The organism is Blastococcus tunisiensis, from assembly GCF_900112815.1.
GTDB lineage: Bacteria > Actinomycetota > Actinomycetes > Mycobacteriales > Geodermatophilaceae > Blastococcus_B > Blastococcus_B tunisiensis.
The window spans coordinates 146,269-169,716 of record NZ_FOND01000007.1 but is presented as its reverse complement, the minus strand read 5'-3'; the positions used below and the strand labels follow the sequence as shown (position 1 = coordinate 169,716).

Below are 23,448 nucleotides of genomic sequence, written 5' to 3'. Positions count from 1 at the left end.
AAACCGAGGGCGGCCACCACCGCCGCGGCAAGCACCGCCAGCAACTTGCCCCGCCCCCACACCGGCGGCGGTACCGGCGCTGGCACGGTCGGGCGTCGGGTAGCCATCAGGTACACCCACTGCCGGTGATCGAGTCCAGGATCACCAGGATCACCGTGTAGGTGATCGCCACCATGATCACCACGGCGACGCCCATCGCCCCGTACCGGGAGGCGTGCGGGTGGGAGAAGATCCGGCCGACCAGAATCGAGCCCAGCGACACCACCGCGCCGAGCACGAGGAGCACCAGCACGCCCCACTTCGCCCACGCGGTCACGTCGTCGGCGAAGGCCTGCGTGCCGGGCGGCGCCTCGGGGCACACCGCGGCGTCCAGCTCCCGCGCCGCGGACACCGGACCGGCCAGCACGACCCGGACCACGAACATCGCCACGACCGCCAGGACGACGGTCACGATCTCGCAGCGGCGGCGAGGCACCGGTCCTCGCCGGTCCTCGCTCAACGCGCCACCCCCGGGACATCATCGAATTCCCGGAGCGGCATGCGGGGCGGGTCGGGCACCGTTGACGGATCCAGGGCGAGCAGGCTCGCGAGCGCCCTGCCGGCCGCGGCCACGGGCCTGGGCAACGGGTCGGGAGTGAGGCCGGCGATCGCCAACCGGCGGTCGACGGGCACCGGCACCACTCGGCCGGCCGCCCGGGCCGCCCGCAGTGCCGGCCCACAGCTGGCGGTCACCATCCGCGGCCAGCGACCCGATCCGACGCAGGCGACCACCGCCGGAACCTCGAGCACGCCCAGGAGGTGCTCGGTCTGGCGGACGGCGGGGACGGTCACCCGGCTGACCACGACAAGCCGGGCGCGGCCCTGCAGCGCCCTGGTCCACCCCGACCCGGACAGCATCGCCATGGTCGGCCACCCGACGTCGATCACCAGCAACCCGTCACCTTCGGATGGGTCCGTGCCGGTCGATGGCGGAGCCGGAAGGTCGTCGACCGACCGGCGATCCGTGACCCGCCGAGCGAGGTCGATGCGGTTGCGGCGGCCTCGGTGCCACCCGGACTCGTCGACGCCCAGCTCGCTGCTGCTCGCGGCAGCGAGGCCCGATCGGTGGGGGTCGGCGAACTCCACCAGCTGCACCGCTCGATACGCGGACAGCGCCTCGGCCACCGACAGCGCCACGGCCGAGGCGCCGGCGCCGGCGTGGGCGGGCAGCACCACCACCGCGGCTCTGCCAAGGTCGCCGATCGAAGGCGGGGCAACCGTGGGGCGGGTCGCCGCGACCTGAGCCACGACGTCCGTCGCTGCCGGAGCGCCGTCGAATGCACCGGCGCGGACCGCGATCACCGCGGACCGCATCGCCTCCACCGACATCGGCCGCACCGGCCCACGCGACAGAACCCCGCCCGACGGCAACGGCGTGCACGGCGTCGATCCACCGCTCATCGCACGCCGCCTCGCCGGTCAGCGCGGAGGAGGTCCTCCCCTGGAAATTCCATGCCGCCGACGATGCGACCGCGACCTCCAGATCTTCTTCAGTTCCCTCAGTCGCGGGCGCGTCCCGGCGGCTGCAGAACCGCACCGGAGGCGACAACGCGCAGGTCACGAGTACCGGAGAATGGCGAGGCGCGGAGTCCCCACCACAGCTGGAGCCGACCCACGGGCGGACGTGGTTTACCCTTCCCACCGGTCGATGGTCGACTACTGGAGAATCGTTCTCCTGCCAGTGCGGCAACCGCCGCCGCAGGCCCGCGCGCTCGGCTCTGCTGGACAGGGTGGGAGCCTCCCGCGTGCCGACCCCGCACACCTCCGACCCGACGGAACTTTCCTTTACAGTTAGACCCTGTCTGTATGGATTAGTTCCGAGGAGGTCAGATGGCCCACGGCGACCTTCCGGCGACGTTCACCTACTCACAGGCACGCGCGGCCGGCCTCACCAAGCACCAGCTGTACCGGCTGCGGGATCGCGGCGAGGTCGAAGCGATCGGTCATGGGCTGTACCGCCAAACCAGCGCACCCCTGGTCGACCTCGACCTGCTCACGATCGCCGAACGAGCCCCCCAAGCCACCCTCTGCCTGACGTCGGCGCTGGCCGAGCACGGGCTGACCGACACCATCCCGGCCGAACACGACGTCGCGCTGCCGCGCGGCACGTGGCACCCGCACGTCGACGTTCCGGTCCGGTGGCACAGCTTTTCGACGACGACCTTTCACATCGGCCGTGACCGACTGGCACTCGACGACGACACGCAGATCGGCCTCTACAACGCTCCACGCACCATCGTCGACGCCTTCCGGCTCCGCGGAGCGCTCGGCCCGGACCTCGCCTACGAGGCGCTGCGCCGCTGGCTGCGCCGCGGCGGACAGCCGGTCGAACTGCTCCGCGTGGCGAAGTCCTTTCCCCGAGCGACCTCGTCGCTGCGGCAGGCCCTGGAGGTTCTGCTGTGACCGCGCCACGCCGCACCTCCGCCACCCGCGCCACCCCCGACGGCCGCGCCTACCTGGACCTGCGGTCGGAAGCCAAAAAGGCCGGCCGGGCCACCGCCGAGTACCTGCGCCTGTACGCGCTCGAAGGGTTCCTCACCCGGCTCGCCGCCTCCCCACATGTCCACGCCCTCGTCCTCAAAGGAGGTGTGCTGCTGGCCGCCTACGACCTGCGCCGCCCGACCGCCGACATCGACTTCGCCGCGCTCGCCCAGTCCCGGGAGATCGACCACATCCGCCAACTGGTCATCGACGTGGCCCAGACCGTCCTGCCCTCCGACCAGGACGACGGACTCCAGTTCGACACCTCCAACGTGCACGCCGAATCCATCCGAGACGAGGACGAGTACAGCGGGGTCCGCGTCACCCTGCGCGCCCAGCTCGCGACCGCCAACGAGACCTTCCACGTCGATGTCAACGTCGGCGACCCGATCTGGCCGCAGCCGGAGAGGGTGCACGTCCCGCGCCTGCTGGGCGGCCAGATCGACCTGTTCGGTTACCCGATCCCCATGGTGCTCGCCGAGAAGGTCGTCACCGCCGCCCAGCGCGGCACCGCGAGCACCCGCTGGCGCGACTTCGGCGACATCTACCTGCTGACCGGCGCACACGGCTGCACCGCGCAGGCCGCACGACAGGCCATCCTCGCCGTGGCCCATCACCGCGGCACGGACCTGCCGCCCCTGCGCGCGCTCCTCGACGGGTACGCCGAACTCGCCCAGACCCGCTACCGCCGGTGGCGGGACCGCCAACACCTGCAGGACCGGCTGCCCGACCAGTTCGCCGACCTGCTCGAGGCCACCTTCCGGTTCGCCGATCCGCTGCTCGACGCATCCACCGTGCCGGACACCGCCACCTGGGTTCCGGCCACTCGCACCTGGACCCCGTGAGCACAGCACCACACGAGAGACCCTGCCGACCGCGCGCCCCGCCCCGTCCCTCACCGCCGGCCCCGGCCCGGACCACCACCACCGCTGGCGCCGCGACGTCGCGGAACGCCGATTCTCCTGGAAACGACCCGGCCGGGGTCCAGAGAAAGAAGGACCCACAACCTGCGTGTGCCACATGCGGCACTGACATGTGGGCCCAGACATGGTGAGCCGATCACCTGCGAGCAGTCGGCGCCATCAAGGTCGACTGCCCGGACTGCCCACCAACCATGCTCGGGTGCTGCCGGCGCTCACTCCGTCGATGTCCCCACCTCCTCGCAGCGCCCGCCATGATCATCACCGATCGCGGCTAGATGTCGTACCTCGTGTCTACGGTGGCCCGGACGTCACTTTCCGATCCGCCCGGCCCACTCTGGAGGCCCGCGCGGTCACCCGATCCACGGGAGAGCTCGATGGCAGAGATGTTGACCCAGCGCGGTGTCGTGTTCTGGCCGGTCGGCAGCGGCGACAGCACCACGATCGTGGTGGACGACCAGACCGTCGTGCAGGTCGACCTGCGCGACATGGCCAAGGCCGACCAGGACGACACACCTGAGATCGCGGTCGTGGACCGGCTCGTCGAGGCGCTGCCGCAGCGAGACGGGCGCCCGTATCTCGCGGTGTTCGTCCTGACCCACGCCGACAAGGACCACTGCTGCGGCTTCGAGGACCTGCTGTCGAGAGTCACGATCGGGGAGCTGTGGGCGACGCCGCGATTGTGGCGTGAGCTCGAGGACGATCCCTCTGCGGAGATCTGCGAGTCCGCCCAGGCGTTCCACGATGAGGCCGAGCGCCGGGTGGCCGCGACCCGGGCCGCGGCCAAGAGGGGCGAAGAACCCGAGAGCGGCGACCGGGTACGGATCGTCGGCCACGACAGGGACGGGGACTTCCACGGCTACGCCGACCTGCCGGACAAGTACCGGTCCGGCCCTGGCCAGGTGGTGACCATCCTGGACGGCGTCGACTGCACCGGCCGGTTCGAGGCGTTCTTGCACGCACCGTTCAAGGACGACTGCGCGAAGACCCGCAACGACACCTCCGTCGCCATGCAGGTCACTCTGATCGACGGCGACGGGGTCGGGCAGTTCCTGCTGTTCGGCGACCTGGCCTACGAGACGATCGTGAAGATCTTCGACTACAGCGAGGCTGCCGGTCGGTCGGAGCGGCTCGCGTGGGACGTCCTGCTCGCACCGCACCACTGCAGCAAGTCCGTCATGTACGTGGACGGCGACCTGAAGGTCGACGTCCTGGAGGCGATCGAGAAGAACGCCAAGACGTGGTCGACCATCGTCAGCAGCAGCAATCCGGTGCCGGTGACGGACACCGACGGCGCGAATCCGCCACATCGGGCCGCCGCAGATCGCTACGAGGAGATCACGGACGACTTCATCTGCACGATGGAGCACGGCTCGGCGACAGCGCCGGTGCCGATCGTCTTCGAAGTCGACCCCACGGGGGCGCGCCTGCTGGACCCGGCAGTCGTCGAGGAGTCCGCCCGCAGTGTGGTGAAGGCATTCGGGCCCTCGCCGAACCGCCTCGGGAAGGTCGCGGCGGCTGCGGCCCTTGCCGCGACCGCCGCGTACGGTGCCGAGCGCTGGCGCGGGCGGGGGCGCGCTGCACCGTCGGCGCAGCCCGGAATCGCACGGGTTCGGGAGCGGGTCCAGGAGCAGCGCGGCGGCCAGACCGCACCGTCCGGAGTCGTCGGCTTCGGCCGCTGATGACCGACCCCGCCGCGTGGAGCGATGGGCAGCGCCTGGCCCTCGAGCAACTCCAGGCCCTCGCCGCCGGCCACGGCGGACTAGAGGTGCTTCGTGTCACCTACGGCCGCGCTTCCCGGCAGCTGGAGATCTTGATGTCCATTCCGCTGGACGGTCGGGAGCCAGGCCCGGGCATCCACCTGCGCCAGCGGGAGACGTTCCTCCTCATCGTCCGGGATGACTTTCCGTTCGCGCCACCGATCGTGCAGGTCCGGCACCGACGGTGGGCGGGCACGCCGCACGTCCAGTGGGGCTATCAGCTGTGCCTGTACGCCGCGCCGTCCACCGAGTGGGCACCCAGCGACGGCATGCGTGGTCTCGTCGACCGGTTGCTGCTGTGGCTCGAGCGCGCCGCCGCCGACACCCTCGACGCGAACGGCGTCCCGCTGCACCCGCCCGTTGCCTACACCTCCGGCGCCTCGGGCAGCCTGGTGGTGCGGGCCGATCTCGGCGATCGGGTGCCATGGCGCAGCCCCTCCACGAACGGGCCGGCGCTGCTGGTCGCCCTGTGCACCCAGGACAGCCGGAACGGCGAGCGGCTCGACGTCATCAACTGGATGGATGCGTCCGAGTACCGAAAGCGCGTCTCCGCCGGCGGCCCCCCGAAGGGACCGAACGGCAGGCACCTGGTCGCCGCGGCGGCCGTGGTCCTGACCGGCGACATCGGTTTCGAGTACCCCCACCATGGGGGCGACCTGCTGAGCGGACTTGAGCAGCAGGGCCTCCCTCGAGAGGAACTGCTCGCTCTGATGGCGGGCGTGGCCTACGGCAACGTCCTGGTGGCGAAGCAGCGGGGTGTGCCGACCCCGCCCGAGGGCGAGGAGTGGCCGCACGGGCCCGGGGCCGTGCCGCAGATGGTGATCGTCGGTACACCCTCGCGCGAGGTCGTACCGGGCGAACGGGTCGCTCACCTGGTCGCCTGGCGCATCGACTTGCTCACCGGAAAGCTCACCGGTCGGCTCGGCAAGCTGATGACGACGTCGCGGAAGCGCCACGACAACCGCGACCGGCTCAACCAGCTGGGTCTGGACTGGCTCGATACAGACCCGGTGCGCTGGGCCCGCGTGTTCGAGGACCGACCGGAGACGACGCGGCGCCGGGACGCGGAGAGCTCTGCCACCTGGCTGGGAGGCCAGCGTGTCCTCGTCCTCGGGTGCGGCGCGCTGGGCGCGCCCGTCGCCGAGGCGGTGGTGCGTGCCGGCGCGAGCGACGTGACCGTCATCGACCACGGTGTTATCACCCCCGGCATCCTCGTCCGACAGCCGTACATGGACCGGGACATCGGCCGTCCCAAGGCCCTCGTGCTCGCCGAACGCCTGCGCCTCATCAACCCCGACTGCTACCCCGGCTGCCGGGTCACCGGGGGCAGCCAGGACGCCGTCGGCTACGTGTCGCGGCTACCAGCCGAAGGTGACGACCGCTTCGACCTGATCATCGACGCCACCGCCGATGCCGCTGTCCGTTCCGCCCTGGAACGGCGTCGAGCGACGACATCGGGCACGTGGCCCGCACTGCTGACGGTCCTGGTCGGGCACCGCGCGCGTCGCGGAGTTATCGCTGTCTCCCGCCCCGGCGCCTCCGGCGGTGGCGATGACGTGCTGCGCCGGCTGGGCATCGCCGCACGTGGCAGCCACGCGGCCCAGCTCCCCGACGTGGCCACCGACCTCTACCCGCGCAGCGCACGGACCGACGTCTTCCTCCCCGAGCCTGGCTGCTCAGCGCCGACCTTCACCGGTTCCCACGTCGAGTCCACCGCGCTCGCCGCGGCCCTCCTCAGCGCGGGGCTGGATGCCCTGGCCGGCCGTCTCCCGGGGGCGCCATGCCTCCCGATGGCCGCCGGGGCCATCCGGCTCGAGCCCACGGACGACGACGCGCACGGCACGACGGGGACCACATGGATCGGCTGGCCCGAGGACTGCGTCCAGGCCACGGTCGACGGGGCCTTCCAGGTCCGGGTCAGCCAGATCGCGCTTGGCACCATCCGCGCCGAGGTCCGCCGTGGTGCGCGCCTCCGCGGGCCGGACATCGAAACGGGCGGGATGCTCCTCGGTCAGATCGACGAGGCGGCCGGGGTCGTGTACATCGACGACGCCACACCACCCACCCCGGACAGCCTGTGCAGCGCGGTGCACTTCCGGCACGGCATCGAGGGCTCCCAGGATCTGGTCGAGCACTACGCACGGACAACGGGCAAGATCACGTCGTTCGTGGGCATGTGGCACACCCACCCTGACGGGCCGGCCAGGCCGAGCCGAACGGACGAGACGGGCATGGCGAACCTCGTCACCCCCGCGTTGGGCGGGCCCCCTCGCTGCCTCATGCTGATCGTGGGCGGCCATGACCCGGCCTGGACCGGCTGGCGGGACGGCGCCGATCGGACACCGCCGCCGCAGCTGTATCTGCGCGTCGTTCACCGTGCGGACTCCAGCGGACCTCCGCCGCAGCAACCGGCTCTGCCGCCGGGCAAGTACTTCCGGGTGCGGGAGTCCATCGAGCCGCACGGAGTGCCGTGGTGGCGACGGTGGCTTGGTGGGAGCCGATGACCACCGATCGGGTCGGCCTCGCCCTGTCCGGCGGCGGGTTCCGCGCTACCGCGTTCGGCCTCGGCTGCCTGCGCGCTCTGCACGACACCGGCGTGCTGTCCAAGGTGACGGTGGTCAGCGGTATCAGCGGTGGAAGCCTGCTCGCGGCGCTGTGGGCCTACGGGCCGTCGACCTTCCAGGAGTTCGATGGTCAGGTCGTCGAACTTCTCGGACGCGGGCTCCAGTTGGAGCTCACCACGAGGACCCTGTCCCCGGTGCGCGTTGCGCGCAGGGGTGTCGATCTCATCGCGGCCGCCCGTCCCGACGGGCGCGTGCGGCCCAGCCGGAACCGCACCGACGTGCTCGCCGCTCTCCTGACCGACTGCACCTTCGGCGACAAGTACCTACCCGATGTCACGTACGCCGGGCTCTCGACGGTCCTTTCCGCCACGGACCTCATCACCTCCCGCGCGGTCCGGTTCGGCAGCGACCTCAGCTCCCTCTCCACGTACGGTCGCATCGTCGAGCCCATCCGCGTCGCGGAGGCCGTCGCCGCCAGCGCCGCATTCCCACTCGCGTTCCCTGCCGTGCAGAGGACGTACACGTTCGAGCGCGGAGGTCAGACTCAGCAGCAACGGCTCGCGCTGACCGACGGCGGCGTGTACGACAACCTGGGGTTGTCCGTGCTCGAGCCCGGCCGGAATCCGCGCTTCAGCGATCACGTGTACCCGCTCGACTACATCGTCGCCTGTGACGCCGGCCGCCAGGAGCGGGGGGCATCCAGGGCCAGGGTGTTGCCGTTCCGCCTGATGCGCAGCTTCGACATCACCTACCGCAAGACCCAGGACGGCACCCGGGCACGGCTGCACGCCGCTCGGAGCACCGGACAGATTCGAGGCTTCGTTCACGCCTACCTGGGCATGCGGGACCGCCGGCTGCCCATGCCCGCCCCCGGTCTGGTGCCGATGGAGCAGGTGAACCAGTACGGGACGAACTTCAAGAAGATGAGCCGCGAGAACCTCGACGCCATCACCAGCCGTGGGGAGCAGCTGACCCGACTCCTTCTGCAGCACTACTGCCCGGCCCTTCTCGGCTGATCGCGCTGCAGCGCTGCCGGAAAGACCACCTGCCGCAACGGTATGGCTCAGGCGGGCACCACGTCCCGGACGCCGGAGGTACGGGTCTCGGCGAGGAGGTCGATGAGATCGCCCTCGGTGAGGACCTCGATCCGGTGGCCCTTCTCCCGCCAGTGCACCGCCTTCGCCGCCTTGCCGGTCCAGAAGTCCGCCGGGTCATGACCGGCGAACCCGTCGCCGACGACCAGCATCGTCGTCCGCTTGTTGACGCCCTTCTCCACGACGGCGCCGCAGCGAGCGACGGTGTCCCAGGCATCCTGGCGGCGGATGCTCAGCGCACCGGTGAAGACCATGACCTGCCCGTACAGCGGGTGCTCCGGGTCGGCGTCGGCCGCGACGTCGGGCAGCTGCGGTCCCGTGTAGGACGACGTGCTCCGGCAGCCTTGCCAGGCGGCGGCCTCCAGCCGCCCAGTGAGCACCTGCAGCCCGGTAAGGAGACCGCCGAGGTTGTCGGCACCCCGGCGGCGGGCGATCTCCAGGACGACGTGGGCGCAGGCCAGCGCGTCCGAGCCGGCCTCGTGGTGGGCGGCGAGGGCCACGCCGCACTCAGCGGCGACCATCGGCAGGCGATAGGAGATCAGGTCCAGCGCCCGCCGGGCCATGATGAGCGAGCATGCGTAATCGGTGGTCGGCCACTCCCGGTCGACGGCAACGCAGGCCTCACGCAGCGCCCCGATGTCGAAGGCGGCGTTGTGCGCAACGAACGGCAGCCCACCGGTGACCTCGAGCAGCTGGTCCAGCCGCACGGCGAAGGTCGGCTGGTCGGCCACCATGTCCGGCGTGATGCCGTGCAGGGCGACGTTGATGCCGTCGAAGTGATCCAGGCCCGCCGGCGGCCGGGTCAGCCACGAGTGGGTGGATACAACGGCGCCGTCGCGGACGACGGCCGCGCCGATCGCGCAGATGGAGCCGCGGCGGGCGTTCGCGGTCTCGACGTCGATCGCGACGAAGTCCAGCCCGTCGGCTCCCGGACCGGTGCGGTCATCCAGCGCCGGCCGGGGGGGCGGCAGCAGCCCGGTCACGCCGCGACGCCCGGTTGCGCGTCCCGGATGACGGCCGGCAGCGCCCGCTCGGCTGGGCCACCGAGCGGACGCATGTAAGAACGCTTCAGCCGCTCGTCCTCGACGGCGTCCCAGGCCCGGCACAGGTCGTTGAGCCACCGGGCGATACCCAGGGCGCGCGCCGTCCGAGGATCACCCGCGGCGGCCTCCGCGGCCTCGATGTCCAACGGCTCGGGCAGCGCCGACCACCGCGGCGGGGTCAGGCTTTTCTTCGTGGTGGCCGCCTCCTCGTAGGCGGTCTGCAGCCCGTCCCGGACGGCGACCACCGAGGTGACGGTCGCCTCTAGGTCGAGCACCCGTTCGGTGGCCCCCTCATGCTCCTTCAGTGCCTGCTCCCCGTCGACGGTGGACAGGGTCACACGGGTCGCGGTCAGCGCCTGCAGCGTCCTCGCGGGATCGGCGCCGTCGACGACCCAGGCGCCACACAGCCGGGATATGCCGGCGATCCGTGGGCCCAGATCCACCCACCAGACGACCGGAACGCCATCCATCGCGTCGACGACCGCCAGCACAGAACTGCCTTCGTTCATATCCCCTCCCCCACATGCGGTGACGCACCGTATCGCAACGGTGACGAGGGAGCGGGACGAGCGGCCGTGGTGAATGCAGCTGGGAGGGTGCCATTGCGTGCTGTGCGGGGGACAGCGCGCAAACTGCCCCAGATTGACTCGACCTGACGTTGATCACCAGCACCGGTGGCCGATGCCCTTGCCACGGAACATCGTCGACGCCTTCCGGCTCCGCGCAGCGCTCGGCCCACACCTCGCCTACGAAGCGCTGCGCCGCGGCGACCTTCCAGTTTGCCGATCCGCTGCTCGACGCATAGACCGTGCCGAACACCGCGAGCTGGGTTCCGGCCACTCGCGCCTGGACCCCGCCAGCGCAGGACCACGCGAGTTGCGCCTTCCGTGGCGGCGAGGTACTAGCTCGGGATGGTCTTCCAAGCCGGCGAGTTGAGGCCGACCTTGGGCACGGACCGTCAGCGCGGAAGCGCAGCGATCGTGGCTGGGATAGGTCAGAAGGTGCGCTTAGCGGGTCTCGATCGAGCGGCCGTCACTGCCGTCCCGCTTCTGATAGTCGATCAGTGCGATGTCGGGCTCGTACGGCGGAGCGGCCTCAGGCTGGGTCGCAGCCGCCGGCATGGGCTCCGGTCCCTGTGGCTCGGGCTCAGATGCCACGCGACTGATCCTCACGCGCCTTTCTCGCGCTGCGACTCGGCATGGTCGCGGTAACGCTTGATGGCTCGCTCGTTGCCTTCAAGGTGGTCGATCAGCTCTACGTCAGGCTCGAAGGCCGGAGGTGCGCTAGCTGCAGGTGCCTGCGTTGCGGTGGCCGCGTCAGTCATCAGCTCTACCTCCCTCGGTTGTCAAGGATACCGGCAATCACGGTCAAGATCACAGCTGAGCCAAGGAAGAAGGTCGCTGCGGTGACGAGACGCGCCTTCACTTTCAAGATCGCGCGGGTCTGGGTGTAGATCGCAATGCGCGTGTCCAAGAGGCGCAGCCGTGTGAAGCCCTCTTCGGCACCGAGGTACTTGTCGCGCAGCTTTCGGGCGTTGAGCGTCGGGAACGAGCGGGGCAATGTGGCCCAACCCGCAAAGAAGGCGGCAAGTCCTGCTGCGCCAGCGGCAACGTTGGCGGGCAAACCGTCCAGGTTCCCCACACTGAGGCCGACCAAGACGCCGGCGAAGCCGAGAAGAACGCCGGCCTTGGCGTCGATGGCGGACGCGTGCCGTTCCTGAGCTGCCAGCTCCGCAGTGATCTCGGCGTGCAGCAGTTCAAGGGACGAGGTGGCAGCCATGGCAGCTACAAAGTAGCGACAGCAGCCGCTCGGTCACTTGCAAGACCCGTAGGTGCTGCTTGTGGGAAGCCCGTGCCGAGCCGGGGTCACGCCCGCGGACACGGCGAGCCCCGTCCACTGCTGGGCTCACAGCTGCCCCACGACTGGGGATGCGTCCCCGACGGCGATGAGCGCGACCTCGCTCCAGTCTCGATCGAGGGCCGTGTCGTCGGAGCGAAGTGTCGCTCACCAGAACCGGCGGTCGAGGAGTGTCGCTCAGCGGCGGCGCACATCTCCGCCGGAAATCCGCGACAAGCTCTGATGAGGAGCGCAGGGCCCCTGGTTAGGCTGACCTAAACTGGGCTGTTTCTGCCATGACCACAGCACTGCGCGGCGAGGACGATCTCGTGGTCGGCGTTCACGGTCTCGGCGACGACGACCGCGGGGTGGCCGTGCGGCAGACCGTCCAGCCCCACACCGCGACGGGCGAGCCGGGTTCGGCAGCGGCGAAGCGGCTGCTCACCGTCCCCTCGTCGCCGCCCCGCCACCGCAAAGGGCCAGCCCCGCCAAGGCGACCTCGAGCAGGTTCGGGCGAGAGCAGGCGAGTGGCCACCACCGTCGCGGGCACGGTCGCCATCCCTTGCGTCTCGGCGGCCTCCTGCTCGATCGAGGTGAGCGGCTCGGCGGTGCCAACAGCCGATCGGGCCGCGCCGACCAGCCCCATCAATGCGGCGTACACCTCCCCTCGACCGAGCTGACCGGGGCGGCCAAGGGGACCCCGACCACCTCGGCCGTGCGGGCGTCCGGCAGTCCGCCGAGCCCGCGGGCCACAAGCAGGACGGTGTCGGCGTGCTCGTCGCCGACGTGGTCGAGTCCCTCGACGAGCTCTGCGGTCCCTCTCCCGGCGGTAGGTCGACGTCGACGACCGGGAGGAGCCCGGGCGCGGACGCGCTCACCTAGCTTTCCAGTCCGCCGGCATGCCGGCGCCGGCCCCGCTCCGGTCCTCGGCCGATGCCCACGGCGTGGATCATCTGCGGGCCATCCTCGTCCTCTTGGCAACTGCGGTCCGTACGGCCTGCCGAGCAGGTCGGGAGACCCCTTCCGCCAGACCGCCCTCGACGAACGTCGGCGCAGCCAGCCGGTGGCGCAGGAAGGAGTGGCCGAGGGGAGCGGCGCACCGGGGAGTGTCACCGGCGGCCCCGCCTGGACCGGTCGCCACATCGGCAGGTCAGCAGGACGTACAGGTCCGCGGGCAGATCTTCCAGCCTGGAGATGGGGGTCGGGAACGTGAGCCGGATGCGGCTGACGCCGGTGGGGTCGGCCGCGACGACGGTCATCCCCTGCCCGTCGAGTTCGGTGGCTTCCGCGAACCGAGCGTCGTGGCCCAGGGCGCGCAAGCACGCAGCCAGCTGCTCGGCGTGGTGTGGGCAGCGCAGGTGGGCCAGCACGGCGGGAGCACTGTCGGGCAGGGCGGGGCGGGCCGCGATGTAGGCAGCGATCGGCACCGGCATCCCGTCATCGCCGATGCGCACGGTGCCGGGCTCCACCCTGTAGGCGACCCGGCCGACTTGGTCCGTGTCGGGCAGTCGCTGTGCGCCGCCCTGCAGCGTCACCCGCGGGCAGCCGGCGGCCGCAACCGTGACGGCGGCGAAGGGAAGTGCCCGCAGATGTCCGGCGGCGGGTGCATCGGGCCGCAGCAGGACAACGGCGCTGCCGTCGTTGCAGGCGCTGATCGCGACGTTGGTCAGGTGCGGTCGGGCGGCATGACGGGGGAACGTCGTCAGGGCTCCGCTGGTCGCACGGTGCAAGCCTGTGCGGGCGGCCAGCCCCAGTTCATGGGAATCCACGTCGGTTCCTTCCTCCACCGGCCTCGGTCCGGAAGAGCAGGAAGGCCGTGGCCACGCCGCCAAGGACGGCCCCGGCTACCGCCAGCGGCGGCGGTAGCACCTGGAGGGTCAGCGGGCAGGTCGTCCCTGCCGCCAGTGCCGCAACGATGGCGCGATGGCTGTTCCGCTCGGTCATGCCATCTCCTACCGCTCCATGCCAGTCAGGCAAGCGGCGTCCCGACGTCGGCGCCGACGGGGCTGTGGGCAGCAGCTGCTCCATGGCCATCTAGCTAGAGGTCACGGGTACAGGCCACCGGCCGGGCGAAGGCCAGGCGGACCTCCCGGCAGCCCCGCGCGCCCCGGTGCAAGCGACGGTGCGAACCCCCTCCGCCGGCGTCGGACGCCATTCCTCGACCGAACCGGGGCCGGGTGTCCGTCCCAGCATCCATGACAGCGGCTCCGTCTCCGGTGAGGTAAGGCGAACCTAACAAGGCCGAGGTGGCGTGAACGCCCTCGGCCCAAACTGCGTCGCAGCCACGCGCTCCGCGTCCCCCTGACGCCCACGTGCGCGTGCTACGTCGAGCGCCGGCCCAGCTCCTGGGCCGTGCGGACCTCCGCGGCGAGGATGACTGCGTCGGTCGCGCCGCCGCGAACGCCGAGATGGCCACGCACACCGGCACCATGGCCCCGGGTGAGCTGCCTTCTCCCCAGACCAAGGCGTACACCACCTGAGCGGGCGGCAACGCGCCGCCGAAGGCGACCGCGGGCACCCGGACAACCGGGATCGAGGGCAGCGCGATCAGCACAGCCAGAGCGCCGAGGGTGGCGCCGCCGGTGATGCCAGCAGCGAGGGCGCGGCCAGGAGATTGCCCCCACAGCAACTGGAACTGACTGTTCGTCGCGCCGCCAACGCCATCGGCCTGCCGGCGGTCCGACCCCACGAACTCCGCCACACCGGCGCCACTCTGTCCGCGGCCACCGGCGCGATCATCAAGGACTTGTGCGACGGGTCCCGTATTGCGATCGCTACGTGGTCAGGGGGGATCGCGTTTCCGAGGGCGGCGCCTCGTTCAGCCGTCGGCGGTGAGCACTTTGCCTAGGAAGCGCGGGCGACGAACTCTCGGCGAGCTCGGGCGATCGTTTCTGCCGTGCTCATGTGCAGGTCCATCTCGTCCTCACCGTCGTTGACGGCCACGATCCGGGCGACGAATGCCTCGCCCTCGGCTTGGTTCCCGTCTCGGAACGCGACCCACATCGCATCGACGAGTACCTTCTCGTCCTCGGGTGCCACCAGCAGCGCCGTCTGGCTGGCGGCGCGGGCCGTTTCGAGATCCCCGTCGGCCAGTGCGGAGGTGACGACCAGGTGCGCGACGTCGCAGACTCCCGCTGTGTAGGCCAGATCCAGCCCCTGCAGCCACTCGTAGCCCGACGGCCGCTGACCGAACGGGAGTCCCGACACCAGCTCGAGGGCTGCCGACAGATCACGGATCCCGTCGCCGCCGCGCACCCCCGCGCGGCAGCGCAGCTGGCGGAACAGCTCGGCATCGACCAGCACGTTGCGTAGCGAATAGGCGCCGCGGTGACCGGAGCTCAGATACTTCTCCCCGGTGACCGGATCGGTCCCTAACCAGGCGCGGGCACCGGCCGCGACCCGGTGGACGTACGCCCGGGCGGTCACCGGGTCCGCCATGTCCGGGCGCAGCGCCGCGGCCGCCTCGTCCCCCGTCGCACCGTGGGTACGGGTGGCGAGGTAGGCGACCACTTCTTCATACCGGCGCCGGAGGCCCGACTTGACGACTGCGGTCTCGTCACCGTGGGCGCGCAAGGCGATCGGTCCCAGCAGCGTGAGCCGCGGCCAGCTGCAGTCCGGGTCCCACCAGTCGGCGAGGTCGCGGTCCAGTTGCTCAAGGTCGTCCTCGACACGGTCCCTCAAGTCTGTCGGGGCCCGCCGTGCCAGCGCCTCCACGTCCTCGACCGTGACCGCCGAGGACTGCACGTAGATGCCGGTGTCCTGCGGCAGCACCGAGCCTGGGACGGCCGGCGTCCACTGTGCGCGCGCCGCCGCGGCGGCGACCCCGGCCGGGCCCTCCCCGTTGCGGTCGGGGCCCCGCGGCAGGGTGACGTTCTCGAGCAGGGCACCGGTCGCGTCGGTATAGGTCTGCCACGGCTGGTCGCCGGCGGCAGCGGGGATTGCCGCGTCGTCGGCGCCGCGTTCGAATGCCAGGAGTGCGGCGATGTCGGCTGCCTCCTGCGCGGTTAGCTGCCGGGCCTGCAAGCTCAGGTCCAGTCCGGGGATCAGCAGGCGACCATCGTCGGTCAAGGTCAGCAGCCATCCCTCGGCCGGGGCGCCCGGCTCCTCGCCCAGCACCACGGCAAGGGGGGTGCGGTCACCGTGCTGGTGCATGGCGGCGGTCAACACCGCCAGGTCGCGATCGCCGCCGCCCGCGTCCGGAGCAACGAGGAGAATCTCGGGCATCCACCCGTCTCCGGCCGTCGCGTGCAGCCGGCCGTCCAGGACAGCGTCCCGCCTCGTGTCGGCACCGTCCGTGTACTGGCGCAGCGTGGCGTGCAGAGTCGCGACGACGGATACCAGGTCCTCGGCGTGGCGGAGCCGTTCAGGGTTGAGGTCGACCAGCTCGGTGCCGAAGCCGACGACCGTCGCGTGCAGCAGATCCGACCAGCTGTTGACCGCCAGCTCCGCGGCCAGGTGCCGGGCGAAATCCTCGCACCGCTCGAGCGGGCCGCTGAGCCTCAGGATGCCGATCCGCTCCAGGTCCAGCAGCCACCGCTGCCCGCCTTCACTGCCGACGCTGACCAGCCCCGGATAGGGCGCCAGGCGGCCGCGTGCCCGGTCCGGGTCCACAGGGATGTCCGCCGCGAGGTCGAGGGACCACCACCACCCGGTCTCATCGGCGGTCCACGGCGGCGGCGGGCCGCACGCCGTGGGGGCGTGCAGCCGCAGGTCCAGCCGGTGCCCAGACAGCCGGGCGCCGACGACGTCGGGCAACTGGGCGCCGGGCTGGTCGGAGAGGGCGACGGCGAGGCTGCGCAGCGCCACGTCCAGCGCGGTGAAGTCGGCGACGCCGGCGGACGCCGCGACCAGCACCGACGCCTCGGCACCGATCAGCGTCGGCGGGGTGGGCGCCAGCATGCGGCCAGCCCGGCGGCGGCGGAGCCGTTGCCGCCGCTGCACCAGCAGCGCCGCGCCGATCCCGGCGGCCAGCAGTGCTCCTCCCCCGGCCAGCGTCGCCGCCAGACCGGTGGGCGACTCCTCACCCGGGTCGGTGCTCTGCTCGGCGGCGTCACCGGCTCGCGATGGCGTCGCCGGCTGCTCCGTCGGCGGGGCATCCGTCGTGGGTGGCGGCACCGACGGCTCGGCGGGAGCCGGAGCCTCCGGCTCAGAGGTGGCGGGGCCTTCCTCGTCCGGTTGGGGATCTCCGGGGATGTCCAGCACCTGGCCGGGGAAGATCAGGTGCGGGTCGGTGAACAAGCGCCCACCCGGCTGCTGCTCGCCGGCGTTCAGGACGAAGATCGGCCGCCACCCCGGCAGGCCCTCCTCCTCGGCGATCTCCGACAGCGTGTCCCCGGACTCGACCACCACCTGGCCGGCGACCGCAGCGGGCTGCGACGCCGCGTCGGCAGGGAGAGTCAGGACCCAGCCGGGGCGGATCACTCGGGCGTCGGTCAGCTCCCGACCGTCAGGCTGCGGCCGACCGCGATTGAGTTCGAAGATCTCGTCGAACCGTTCCCAGTCGCCGAGGGTCCGCGCTGCGATCCGGCCCAGGGTGTCCCGCGGCTGCACGGTGTACTGCGGCCCGGGCGCTGCCGCGGCGTCCGGACCGGCCTGCCCGACGGAGCTGCCGGTCGCTGCCGGCTCCTCGACCGGGGCGGCGGGTTGCTCGGAGACGAGCGGAGGACTCGCGTAGGCCGGGGCTGCGACCCAGGACAACAGCGGAGCACCGCCGACGCCGAGAACGGCAGCGACCAGCAGCCCCGCCAGCTGCTGCATCGACCCCAGCCCGGGCAGGCGGGGGGCGGGCACACCCCGCAGCTGTGCGGGGATCTCCACCGCCACCGATACCGCGAAGACCGCCCACGCGACCCAGCCGACCACCACCAGGAACCCGGCGAACACCGCTCCGGTGTCCGGACCGGACAGTGCGGCGGTGACCTGCGTCCAGGTCGGGAACTGATCGGGCAGATAGGCCCGGCTCAGGACCCACAGCGCGACCGGGATCCCGACCACGAGAGCCAGCAGAAGCAGCAGCGAGAGGACGCGGCGGCACGCCTCCAGCACTCGAGCACTCATGCGGCTCCCCTCCTCAGTTCACGGCCGGGTCGGTGACGAGGTCGGCGGTGCCGGAGCCGTCGACGGTCATGGTGGTGATGCCGATCAGGCCGAAGAAGATCGTGGGCTCGGTGATGGTGGTGGTCACTGACAGGGTGTCGGCGTCGATCACGGTGACCGTGCCGCGGACGTCGCTGCGGTCCAGATAGGCCTGGGCGGCGGCGACCGCTGCCGCGGTGTCGACCCGCACCTCGCCCGCGAGTGCCGCAGAGCGGTCGATGGCCTGCCCGCCGGCCCGGGCAGCCTCGTCAGCGAGCGCGTTCGCGCGTTGCGTGGCCTGCACCTTCGCGCCGCCGTCGACGGCCAGCCCGATGATCAGCAGCAGTCCTGGCACGAGGACGGCCATCAGGACGCTCAATGAGCCGCGCTCACCACGTGGGCGTCCGCGACGTCGTGAGGAGGTCATCGTTCGCGGTAGGCGTCGACGGGGCTGGCGAAGGATGCGCTGATCTGCACGGAGCCGGGCAGGCCGGGGGCGAGCAGGTCGGTCATGGAAACGGTGCAGGTGATGGCGACGGTCACGTCCCCGGACTGGCCGACCGGCGCACGGAAGCCTGCGCTGTCCACATCGACGTCCACGCGCTGGCATCGAAGGTCCTGACGGGCAAGGGTTTCCTGGGCCTGCGCGGTCGCCGCCGCCACCGCGGTGTCGGCGTCGACGGCGAGCGAGGCCGCCCGGGCCGCCGCCCGGGCCGCCTCCTGCACACCGTTGTCGGCGACCTGGGTCCGCCCGGCCCAGATCGCGAAAGACAGCAACAGCAGCACTGCGGGGGCCAGTACGGCCAGCTCCACCGATATCGATCCCCGCTCCGCCAGCGGCAGGTCGCGGGTCACCGGCTCGGCCTCTCCACCGGTCCGACGGCGGTCTGGGCGACCGACCAGCCAGCTACGCCCGGGAACAGGCTGATCGATGTCCCGGACACGGTCACCTCGATGGTGGTCGGCGACCCGGTTGCGTTCACCGCGGCGCCGACCAGCAGGTCCTGCGCGGTCTGGGCCAGGAAATCCTCGGCCGCGGAATGCGCCCGTTCGACCGAGGCCGGCTGAACCCGCCCCTCCCGCGCCCCTTCTTCGGCCGCGCCGAGGGCCACCGACCGGGCGTAGAACCACAGGGCGCCTTGGATCAGGGTCATCACGGCCAGCAGGATCACCGGGAAGGTGATCGCCAGCTCCACCGCTGCGGCCCCGCGCTCCCCGGCCAGCCGCCGCCGGGCCGCCTCCCCGGCGCGCGGTCGAGCGGGCACCGGGCAGCCGGGCGCCGGCGGCCTCCCCCGGCCGCCGGACCGCGCGCAGCTAGACACGGTGGATGGCTACTGGATCTGACTCGAGCGAGACGTGACCGCGTTGGCGATCACCGCCACCAGCGCAACCGCGATACCCAGCAACGCCAGGGTGATGATCACCTGCTCGATCGACACCGAGCCCCGTTCGGGCTCGGCGCGCACCGCCCGATACCGGTCTCGCAGCGCGCCACCCAAGCCGAGCAGTGTGGTGATCAGTGAGGTCATGGTGAGTTCCCTTCGGGTCGAAGTCAGCCGGTCAGCTGGCCATCAGTCGGGACAGGGCGGGATACAGGAACAGCAGCAGGAACGCGATGGACAGCAGCGCCACCGGGGCGGTGAGCTTCTCGCTGGCGGTGTTGGCCAGCGCCTCCTCCTCCGCCAGCAACTCCACCCGCAGCGACTGGGCGCGGGCCCGCAGCGTCGGGGCGATCGAGGCACCCTGCTCGGCGGCGATGACAGCGATGTCGGCGATATCGGCCAGCTCACCGACGCCGGTGTCCGTTGCCAGCCTCCGAAGCCCGTCCCACGGCTGTTGGCCGGCCAGCCGGGCACCGACCAGCGCGTCCCGGATGCGGCGGAACACCCAGCCCGAGCCCAGCGCCGCGGCCCGTTCCAGGGCGATCGTCGGGCCCTCGCTGGCGTCGCGGCGCAGGCTGACCAGCTCCAGGTAGGAGCACAGCGCCCGCCGCATCTGCCCGCGCGCCTCCTTCGCCTGATCCCGGACGACGAGATCCACGACGAAGAACAGGCCGACCGCGAGCACCAGCGACCCAGCGACCGGCACCACCACCGGTAGCCGCCAGCCGGCCACCGACAGCACCGCGGACAGCACCGGCACGAGCCCGGCCCCGAACGCCGCCATCCCGGCCTTGCGCAGCAGAAACCCCTCCGGCGTCCAGCCGATCAGGGCCAGTGCCTGGGTGGGGATCGGAACGCCGACATTCATCAGCCGGGCGCCGGCCCAGGCTCCGGCGCGGCCGGTCACGCGGGTCCAGGAGTCACCCGCGACGGGACCGGCCGGAGAGGGGGCGACCCGGCCCTCGAGGCGGGCGAGCGCGTCGGCCAGCCTCGGCTGCTCGATGACCAGCACCGCCCGGGCCAGCAGGAACACCCCGAGGCCGAGAACGGCGCCGAAGCCGACCAACGCCAGCTGCATGCCGTTCACCCGACGCTCGCCGTCTCACGCTCGGTGCCCGCGTGCCGCCGTCTGGTATCTGTCTCGATTGCTCCGAGTTCGATTAGCTCGGATTCCCCTTGTGAGGCCGTAGGCCCAGCGTGGTCGGCGATCGGGGCCGCGACACCCCGGTGCGACCGTCGGTCAAGATTACTGACGGAAGCGCTAGGTTCCCGATAGCTGGTTGTGGTTCTTGAAGCGGGGGTTCGGTGTCTCTTGCCGTGGTGCGGTCGGTGGGTACGGCGCGCAGTCTGCGCAGCCCACACGAGGAGCAGGACTTCGAGCAGGAGCTGATCGACCAGTACTCCCTGGCGATGGCGGCCGCGGGCATCACCGATGACACGGCCGCCAACGAGCGCGGGGTGGTGTTCGAGTTCACCCAGTTCCTCGGCCGACCGTTGTGGGCCGCCGAGGTCGACGACGCCGACCGCTACCTGCGGTGGCTGCGTCGCGAGCGAGGCAACGCGAAGTCGACCGTGGCGGGGAAGGCCGGCGTACTGGCGCGGTTCTTCGACTTCGTGATCACCCGCTACTCCGGTGACATCCATGCGCTGTTCGATCGTGTCGTCGTCCAGCCGATCGATGAGTTCAACCGGCCGGCCAACGTCATGACCAGCGGCTCGACGCGGATCCCGCCGCGCGCGGACGAGGTCGCCGCGTTGTTCGAGGCCTGGAGCGAAGCGCTGCCGGAGGCCCGCAAGTACTTGCCGGCCGCCCGCGATTACCTCGCCGCGTCGCTGTGGCGCCGGATCGGGCTGCGCATCAACGAGACGGTCATGCTCGACATCCGCGACTGGCATCCCGAGCTCGGAGAGCACGGCAAACTGCACGTGCGCCACGGCAAGGGCAGCCGAGGCCGGGGACCGAAGATCCGCATCGTTCCGGCGATCGACGAGGTCGACGCCCTGCTCGAGTGGTGGCTCACCGACGTGCGACACCAGTTCGGGGACGACTTCAACGACCCGTCCGCGCCGCTGCTGCCCAGCGAACGGCGGGACTCGATGACCGGGCACTGCACCCGGATCGGTCCCGAAGCGTTGCGCGCTGGACTCGGCGACGCGGTCGAGGTCTGGCTGCCCGACTGGGTCGGGCGGTTGAGCCCGCACGGGCTGCGGCACTTCTGCGCCTCCCACCTCTACGAGCGCGGCATGAACCTCAAGGCCATCCAGGAAGTGATGGGCCACAGCTGGCTGTCCACGACGACGCAGTACATCCACGTCCACGACGGCCACATCGAGCAGTCGTGGGCCGCGGCCAACAGCCGCGTGCTGAGCCGCTTCGGCGCCACCACCGACAGCGCCAACCGCGACGCGGTCACCGACACCGTCCGGGAAGGTTGAATCGATGCGCTGGAACATGCGAATGAAGGCCGCCGAGGCCGGTATTTGGAAGTCCACCGAGCTGCGTCGCCGCCTGGCCGATGCCGGGTTGGAGATCAGCGCCGGGAAGATGTCCGGGCTCTGGGCCGGCACCCCGACGACCATCCGCCTCGACGACTTGGACGTGATCTGCTCGGTGCTCGGCTGCACCCCGAGCGATCTGCTGCTCTGCGAGCCCGAGGTCGTCGCGGCCCGCAAACCGAAGAAGCCGACGGCCGCGGCCCGCTCACAGGCCCGAGCGCAACCGATCCCGGGACGGCGGCGAACCAAGCCTCCGGCGTGACCCTGGCGCCCATGTGTGAGCGCTGCGGGCAGCGCCCGCAGGGCTACCACGCCCGCCGCTGGTGCTACGACTGCAAACCCGGCACCAAGGGCCGGCCGCGGCCGTGCCGCCGATGCGGGTCGGTCGGCGACTACTGGAGCGGAGGGCTGTGTCGGCGCTGCCATCAATACGCGCCGCAACCGCCCGACTCCTGCCGCGACTGCCTGGCCTGGGGTGTCCGACGCACCCGCAACTGGCTGTGCGGCGGCTGCCAATCCTGGCGCGTGCTGCACCCGGTCGAGGGGCCCTGCATCTCCTGCGGGCAGCGCCTGTCGATCAACGATCGGCTCGCCTGTCGGCTGTGCTGGCAGCAGACCCGCGATCAATCCCAGCGCAACGAGCCGATCGATGTGCCCCTGGCCAACCGGCACGGGCAGCAGCTGATGTTCGCGAACATGTCCTCGTCCAAGAACGGCTTCCGGCCGCATCCGCGGCGCGATTTCCGCCGCCCCGGCCCCGAGGCGCCGCGACGCGAACCCCGCCCGGCGCCCTTGCCGGACCAGCTCGACCTGTTCGCGTTCCGCCCGATCGAGGACCCTGCTCGCCGCTACGGGTTCGGCGAGCCACCCAGTCTCGCCCTCGCCACGCTGCTCGACCGGCACGCCCGCGAGCACGCCGAAGGGCATGGCTGGTCCGAGGGCCAGACCACTCGTGCGCGTATCGGACTGCGCGTGCTGCAGGCGTTGCGGCGCATCGACGCGGCGCCGATCAAGGCCAGCGACGTCCTGCACCTCGTCCCGCTCGGCCTGTCCGTCCGCGCAGTGCTCGCGATCCTGGACACCAATGGCCTGCTCGAGGACGACCGCACTCCCACCGTTCAGGTGTGGTTCGAAAGGCAGATCCTCGACCTGCCCGAACCCATGACCGGCGAACTGCAGATCTGGTTCGAGGTCCTCCACTGCGGCAGCAGCACGCCGCCGCGCAGCCGCCCCCGCAGCATCGTCACCATCCAGACCCGCACCCGCTGGGCGCTGCCCGCCCTGCATGCGTGGGCCGATGCCGGGCACCGGTCGCTGCGCGAAATTGCCCGCGCCGACGTACTCGCTCTGCTGCCCGCCAGCGGCACCGCCCGGGCCACGCTCGGCGGCGCGCTGCGCTCGATCTTCACCATCCTCAAGCGCCGCAAGGTGCTCTTCGTCAACCCGACGGCGCGCATCAGCGTCGGCAACGTCGAACGCCGCACCCCGCTGCCGCTGGACACCACCCGCCTGCGCGAGGCGTTCAACTCCCCCGACCCGGTACGAGCCGCGCTCACCGCCCTGGTCGGCATCCACGGACTGCGTGCCCGTGAGATCTGCGCGCTGCAGCTCACCGACGTGCGCGACGGCCGAGTGCACCTGCCCGACCGAACGATCCCGCTGGCCCAGCCGGCCAAGGTGCGCCTCGACGCCTACCTCGCCGACCGGGTCCTTCGCTGGCCGAACAGCGTGAACCCGCACTTCTTCATCCACTGCCTG

General features: G+C 71.4%; 21 protein-coding genes. 7 read left to right on the top strand and 14 right to left on the bottom strand.

The annotated features are described in order from the left end of the window. Nucleotides 1-106: 106 nt before the first annotated feature. Complete coding sequence (locus BM142_RS11090; protein ID WP_254790796.1) at nt 107-475, bottom strand: hypothetical protein; 369 nt, start codon at nt 473-475, stop codon at nt 107-109. Nucleotides 476-495: 20 nt separating this feature from the next. Next, nucleotides 496-1,218 carry a hypothetical protein gene (locus BM142_RS11085; RefSeq protein WP_175527230.1) on the bottom strand — a complete coding sequence of 241 codons (723 nt, stop codon included), beginning with the start codon at nt 1,216-1,218 and terminating at the stop codon, nt 496-498. A gap of 651 nt (nt 1,219-1,869) precedes the next feature. On the opposite strand from BM142_RS11085, the gene BM142_RS11080 reads away from it, so the two are divergent. From BM142_RS11080 to BM142_RS11060, 5 genes are all read left to right on the top strand, one after another. Continuing rightward, nucleotides 1,870-2,442 carry a type IV toxin-antitoxin system AbiEi family antitoxin domain-containing protein gene (locus BM142_RS11080; RefSeq protein ID WP_092198115.1) on the top strand — a complete coding sequence of 191 codons (573 nt, stop codon included), beginning with the start codon at nt 1,870-1,872 and terminating at the stop codon, nt 2,440-2,442. Then, entirely contained in the window at nt 2,439-3,365 is a 927-nt protein-coding gene (locus tag BM142_RS11075) for a nucleotidyl transferase AbiEii/AbiGii toxin family protein (protein WP_217640679.1), read from the top strand. Before BM142_RS11080 ends, BM142_RS11075 begins: the two co-directional genes overlap by 4 nt. Before the next feature lie 452 nt (nt 3,366-3,817). Further along, on the top strand, nt 3,818-5,122 hold the full coding sequence (locus BM142_RS11070; RefSeq protein WP_092198111.1) for a ComEC/Rec2 family competence protein: 1,305 nt from the start codon (nt 3,818-3,820) through the stop codon (nt 5,120-5,122). After that, on the top strand, nt 5,122-7,704 hold the full coding sequence (locus BM142_RS11065; protein ID WP_092198108.1) for a ThiF family adenylyltransferase: 2,583 nt from the start codon (nt 5,122-5,124) through the stop codon (nt 7,702-7,704). Before BM142_RS11070 ends, BM142_RS11065 begins: the two co-directional genes overlap by 1 nt. Beyond that, nucleotides 7,701-8,780, top strand: a complete 1,080-nt coding sequence (locus BM142_RS11060; RefSeq protein ID WP_092198287.1) for a patatin-like phospholipase family protein — start codon at nt 7,701-7,703, stop codon at nt 8,778-8,780. Before BM142_RS11065 ends, BM142_RS11060 begins: the two co-directional genes overlap by 4 nt. 47 nt (nt 8,781-8,827) lie before the next feature. Here BM142_RS11060 and BM142_RS11055 read toward each other — a convergent pair whose 3' ends face one another. From BM142_RS11055 to BM142_RS11005, 12 genes are all read right to left on the bottom strand, one after another. Beyond that, on the bottom strand, nt 8,828-9,841 hold the full coding sequence (locus BM142_RS11055) for an exonuclease domain-containing protein (protein WP_217640678.1): 1,014 nt from the start codon (nt 9,839-9,841) through the stop codon (nt 8,828-8,830). Continuing rightward, nucleotides 9,838-10,410 (bottom strand): hypothetical protein, encoded by a 573-nt coding sequence (locus BM142_RS11050; RefSeq protein ID WP_139228857.1) that lies wholly within the window; start codon nt 10,408-10,410, stop codon nt 9,838-9,840. The genes BM142_RS11055 and BM142_RS11050 overlap by 4 nt, the downstream gene beginning before the upstream one ends. Nucleotides 10,411-11,069: 659 nt before the next feature. Continuing rightward, nucleotides 11,070-11,225: a hypothetical protein gene (locus tag BM142_RS24510; protein WP_175527229.1), complete on the bottom strand. Its 156-nt coding sequence runs from the start codon at nt 11,223-11,225 to the stop codon at nt 11,070-11,072. A 5-nt stretch (nt 11,226-11,230) separates the two neighbouring features. Beyond that, on the bottom strand, nt 11,231-11,680 hold the full coding sequence (locus BM142_RS11045; RefSeq protein WP_092198102.1) for a Pycsar system effector family protein: 450 nt from the start codon (nt 11,678-11,680) through the stop codon (nt 11,231-11,233). 1,166 nt (nt 11,681-12,846) lie between these two features. After that, nucleotides 12,847-13,524: a DUF2470 domain-containing protein gene (locus BM142_RS11035; protein WP_092198096.1), complete on the bottom strand. Its 678-nt coding sequence runs from the start codon at nt 13,522-13,524 to the stop codon at nt 12,847-12,849. 251 nt (nt 13,525-13,775) lie between these two features. Next, nucleotides 13,776-14,426: an iron chelate uptake ABC transporter family permease subunit gene (locus tag BM142_RS25665; protein ID WP_417852090.1), complete on the bottom strand. Its 651-nt coding sequence runs from the start codon at nt 14,424-14,426 to the stop codon at nt 13,776-13,778. A 155-nt stretch (nt 14,427-14,581) separates the two neighbouring features. Beyond that, complete coding sequence (locus tag BM142_RS11030; RefSeq protein WP_092198093.1) at nt 14,582-17,794, bottom strand: LysM peptidoglycan-binding domain-containing protein; 3,213 nt, start codon at nt 17,792-17,794, stop codon at nt 14,582-14,584. Nucleotides 17,795-17,807: 13 nt separating this feature from the next. After that, on the bottom strand, nt 17,808-18,239 hold the full coding sequence (locus BM142_RS11025; protein WP_092198090.1) for a pilus assembly protein TadG-related protein: 432 nt from the start codon (nt 18,237-18,239) through the stop codon (nt 17,808-17,810). Beyond that, nucleotides 18,236-18,667 (bottom strand): TadE/TadG family type IV pilus assembly protein, encoded by a 432-nt coding sequence (locus BM142_RS11020; protein WP_254790793.1) that lies wholly within the window; start codon nt 18,665-18,667, stop codon nt 18,236-18,238. The genes BM142_RS11025 and BM142_RS11020 overlap by 4 nt, the downstream gene beginning before the upstream one ends. Next, nucleotides 18,664-19,008 carry a TadE family protein gene (locus BM142_RS11015; RefSeq protein ID WP_092198278.1) on the bottom strand — a complete coding sequence of 115 codons (345 nt, stop codon included), beginning with the start codon at nt 19,006-19,008 and terminating at the stop codon, nt 18,664-18,666. Before BM142_RS11015 ends, BM142_RS11020 begins: the two co-directional genes overlap by 4 nt. A gap of 135 nt (nt 19,009-19,143) precedes the next feature. Further along, nucleotides 19,144-19,341: a hypothetical protein gene (locus tag BM142_RS11010; RefSeq protein WP_092198087.1), complete on the bottom strand. Its 198-nt coding sequence runs from the start codon at nt 19,339-19,341 to the stop codon at nt 19,144-19,146. A 31-nt stretch (nt 19,342-19,372) separates the two neighbouring features. After that, a complete protein-coding gene (locus BM142_RS11005) occupies nt 19,373-20,272 on the bottom strand; it encodes a type II secretion system F family protein (RefSeq protein ID WP_254790791.1) in 900 nt (299 codons plus the stop codon). Nucleotides 20,273-20,523: 251 nt separating this feature from the next. Here BM142_RS11005 and BM142_RS11000 point away from each other — a divergent pair, with 251 nt between their 5' ends. Beyond that, on the top strand, nt 20,524-21,630 hold the full coding sequence (locus BM142_RS11000; protein WP_217640677.1) for a tyrosine-type recombinase/integrase: 1,107 nt from the start codon (nt 20,524-20,526) through the stop codon (nt 21,628-21,630). A gap of 4 nt (nt 21,631-21,634) precedes the next feature. After that, nucleotides 21,635-21,952, top strand: coding sequence for a helix-turn-helix domain-containing protein (locus BM142_RS10995; RefSeq protein ID WP_092198078.1), 318 nt, complete (start codon nt 21,635-21,637; stop codon nt 21,950-21,952). Nucleotides 21,953-23,448: the final 1,496 nt, after the last annotated feature.

Excerpts from the sequence above, each read along its gene's own strand:
- BM142_RS11080 (WP_092198115.1), top strand. The coding sequence starts at position 1,870 with ATGGCCCACGGCGACCTTCCGGCGACGTTCACCTACTCACAGGCACGC.
- BM142_RS11070 (WP_092198111.1), top strand. The coding sequence starts at position 3,818 with ATGGCAGAGATGTTGACCCAGCGCGGTGTCGTGTTCTGGCCGGTCGGC.
- BM142_RS11065 (WP_092198108.1), top strand. The coding sequence starts at position 5,122 with ATGACCGACCCCGCCGCGTGGAGCGATGGGCAGCGCCTGGCCCTCGAG.
- BM142_RS11060 (WP_092198287.1), top strand. The coding sequence starts at position 7,701 with ATGACCACCGATCGGGTCGGCCTCGCCCTGTCCGGCGGCGGGTTCCGC.
- BM142_RS11050 (WP_139228857.1), bottom strand. The coding sequence starts at position 10,410 with ATGAACGAAGGCAGTTCTGTGCTGGCGGTCGTCGACGCGATGGATGGC.
- BM142_RS24510 (WP_175527229.1), bottom strand. The coding sequence starts at position 11,225 with ATGACTGACGCGGCCACCGCAACGCAGGCACCTGCAGCTAGCGCACCT.
- BM142_RS11045 (WP_092198102.1), bottom strand. The coding sequence starts at position 11,680 with ATGGCTGCCACCTCGTCCCTTGAACTGCTGCACGCCGAGATCACTGCG.
- BM142_RS11030 (WP_092198093.1), bottom strand. The coding sequence starts at position 17,794 with ATGAGTGCTCGAGTGCTGGAGGCGTGCCGCCGCGTCCTCTCGCTGCTG.
- BM142_RS11025 (WP_092198090.1), bottom strand. The coding sequence starts at position 18,239 with ATGACCTCCTCACGACGTCGCGGACGCCCACGTGGTGAGCGCGGCTCA.
- BM142_RS11010 (WP_092198087.1), bottom strand. The coding sequence starts at position 19,341 with ATGACCTCACTGATCACCACACTGCTCGGCTTGGGTGGCGCGCTGCGA.
- BM142_RS11005 (WP_254790791.1), bottom strand. The coding sequence starts at position 20,272 with ATGCAGCTGGCGTTGGTCGGCTTCGGCGCCGTTCTCGGCCTCGGGGTG.
- BM142_RS10995 (WP_092198078.1), top strand. The coding sequence starts at position 21,635 with ATGCGCTGGAACATGCGAATGAAGGCCGCCGAGGCCGGTATTTGGAAG.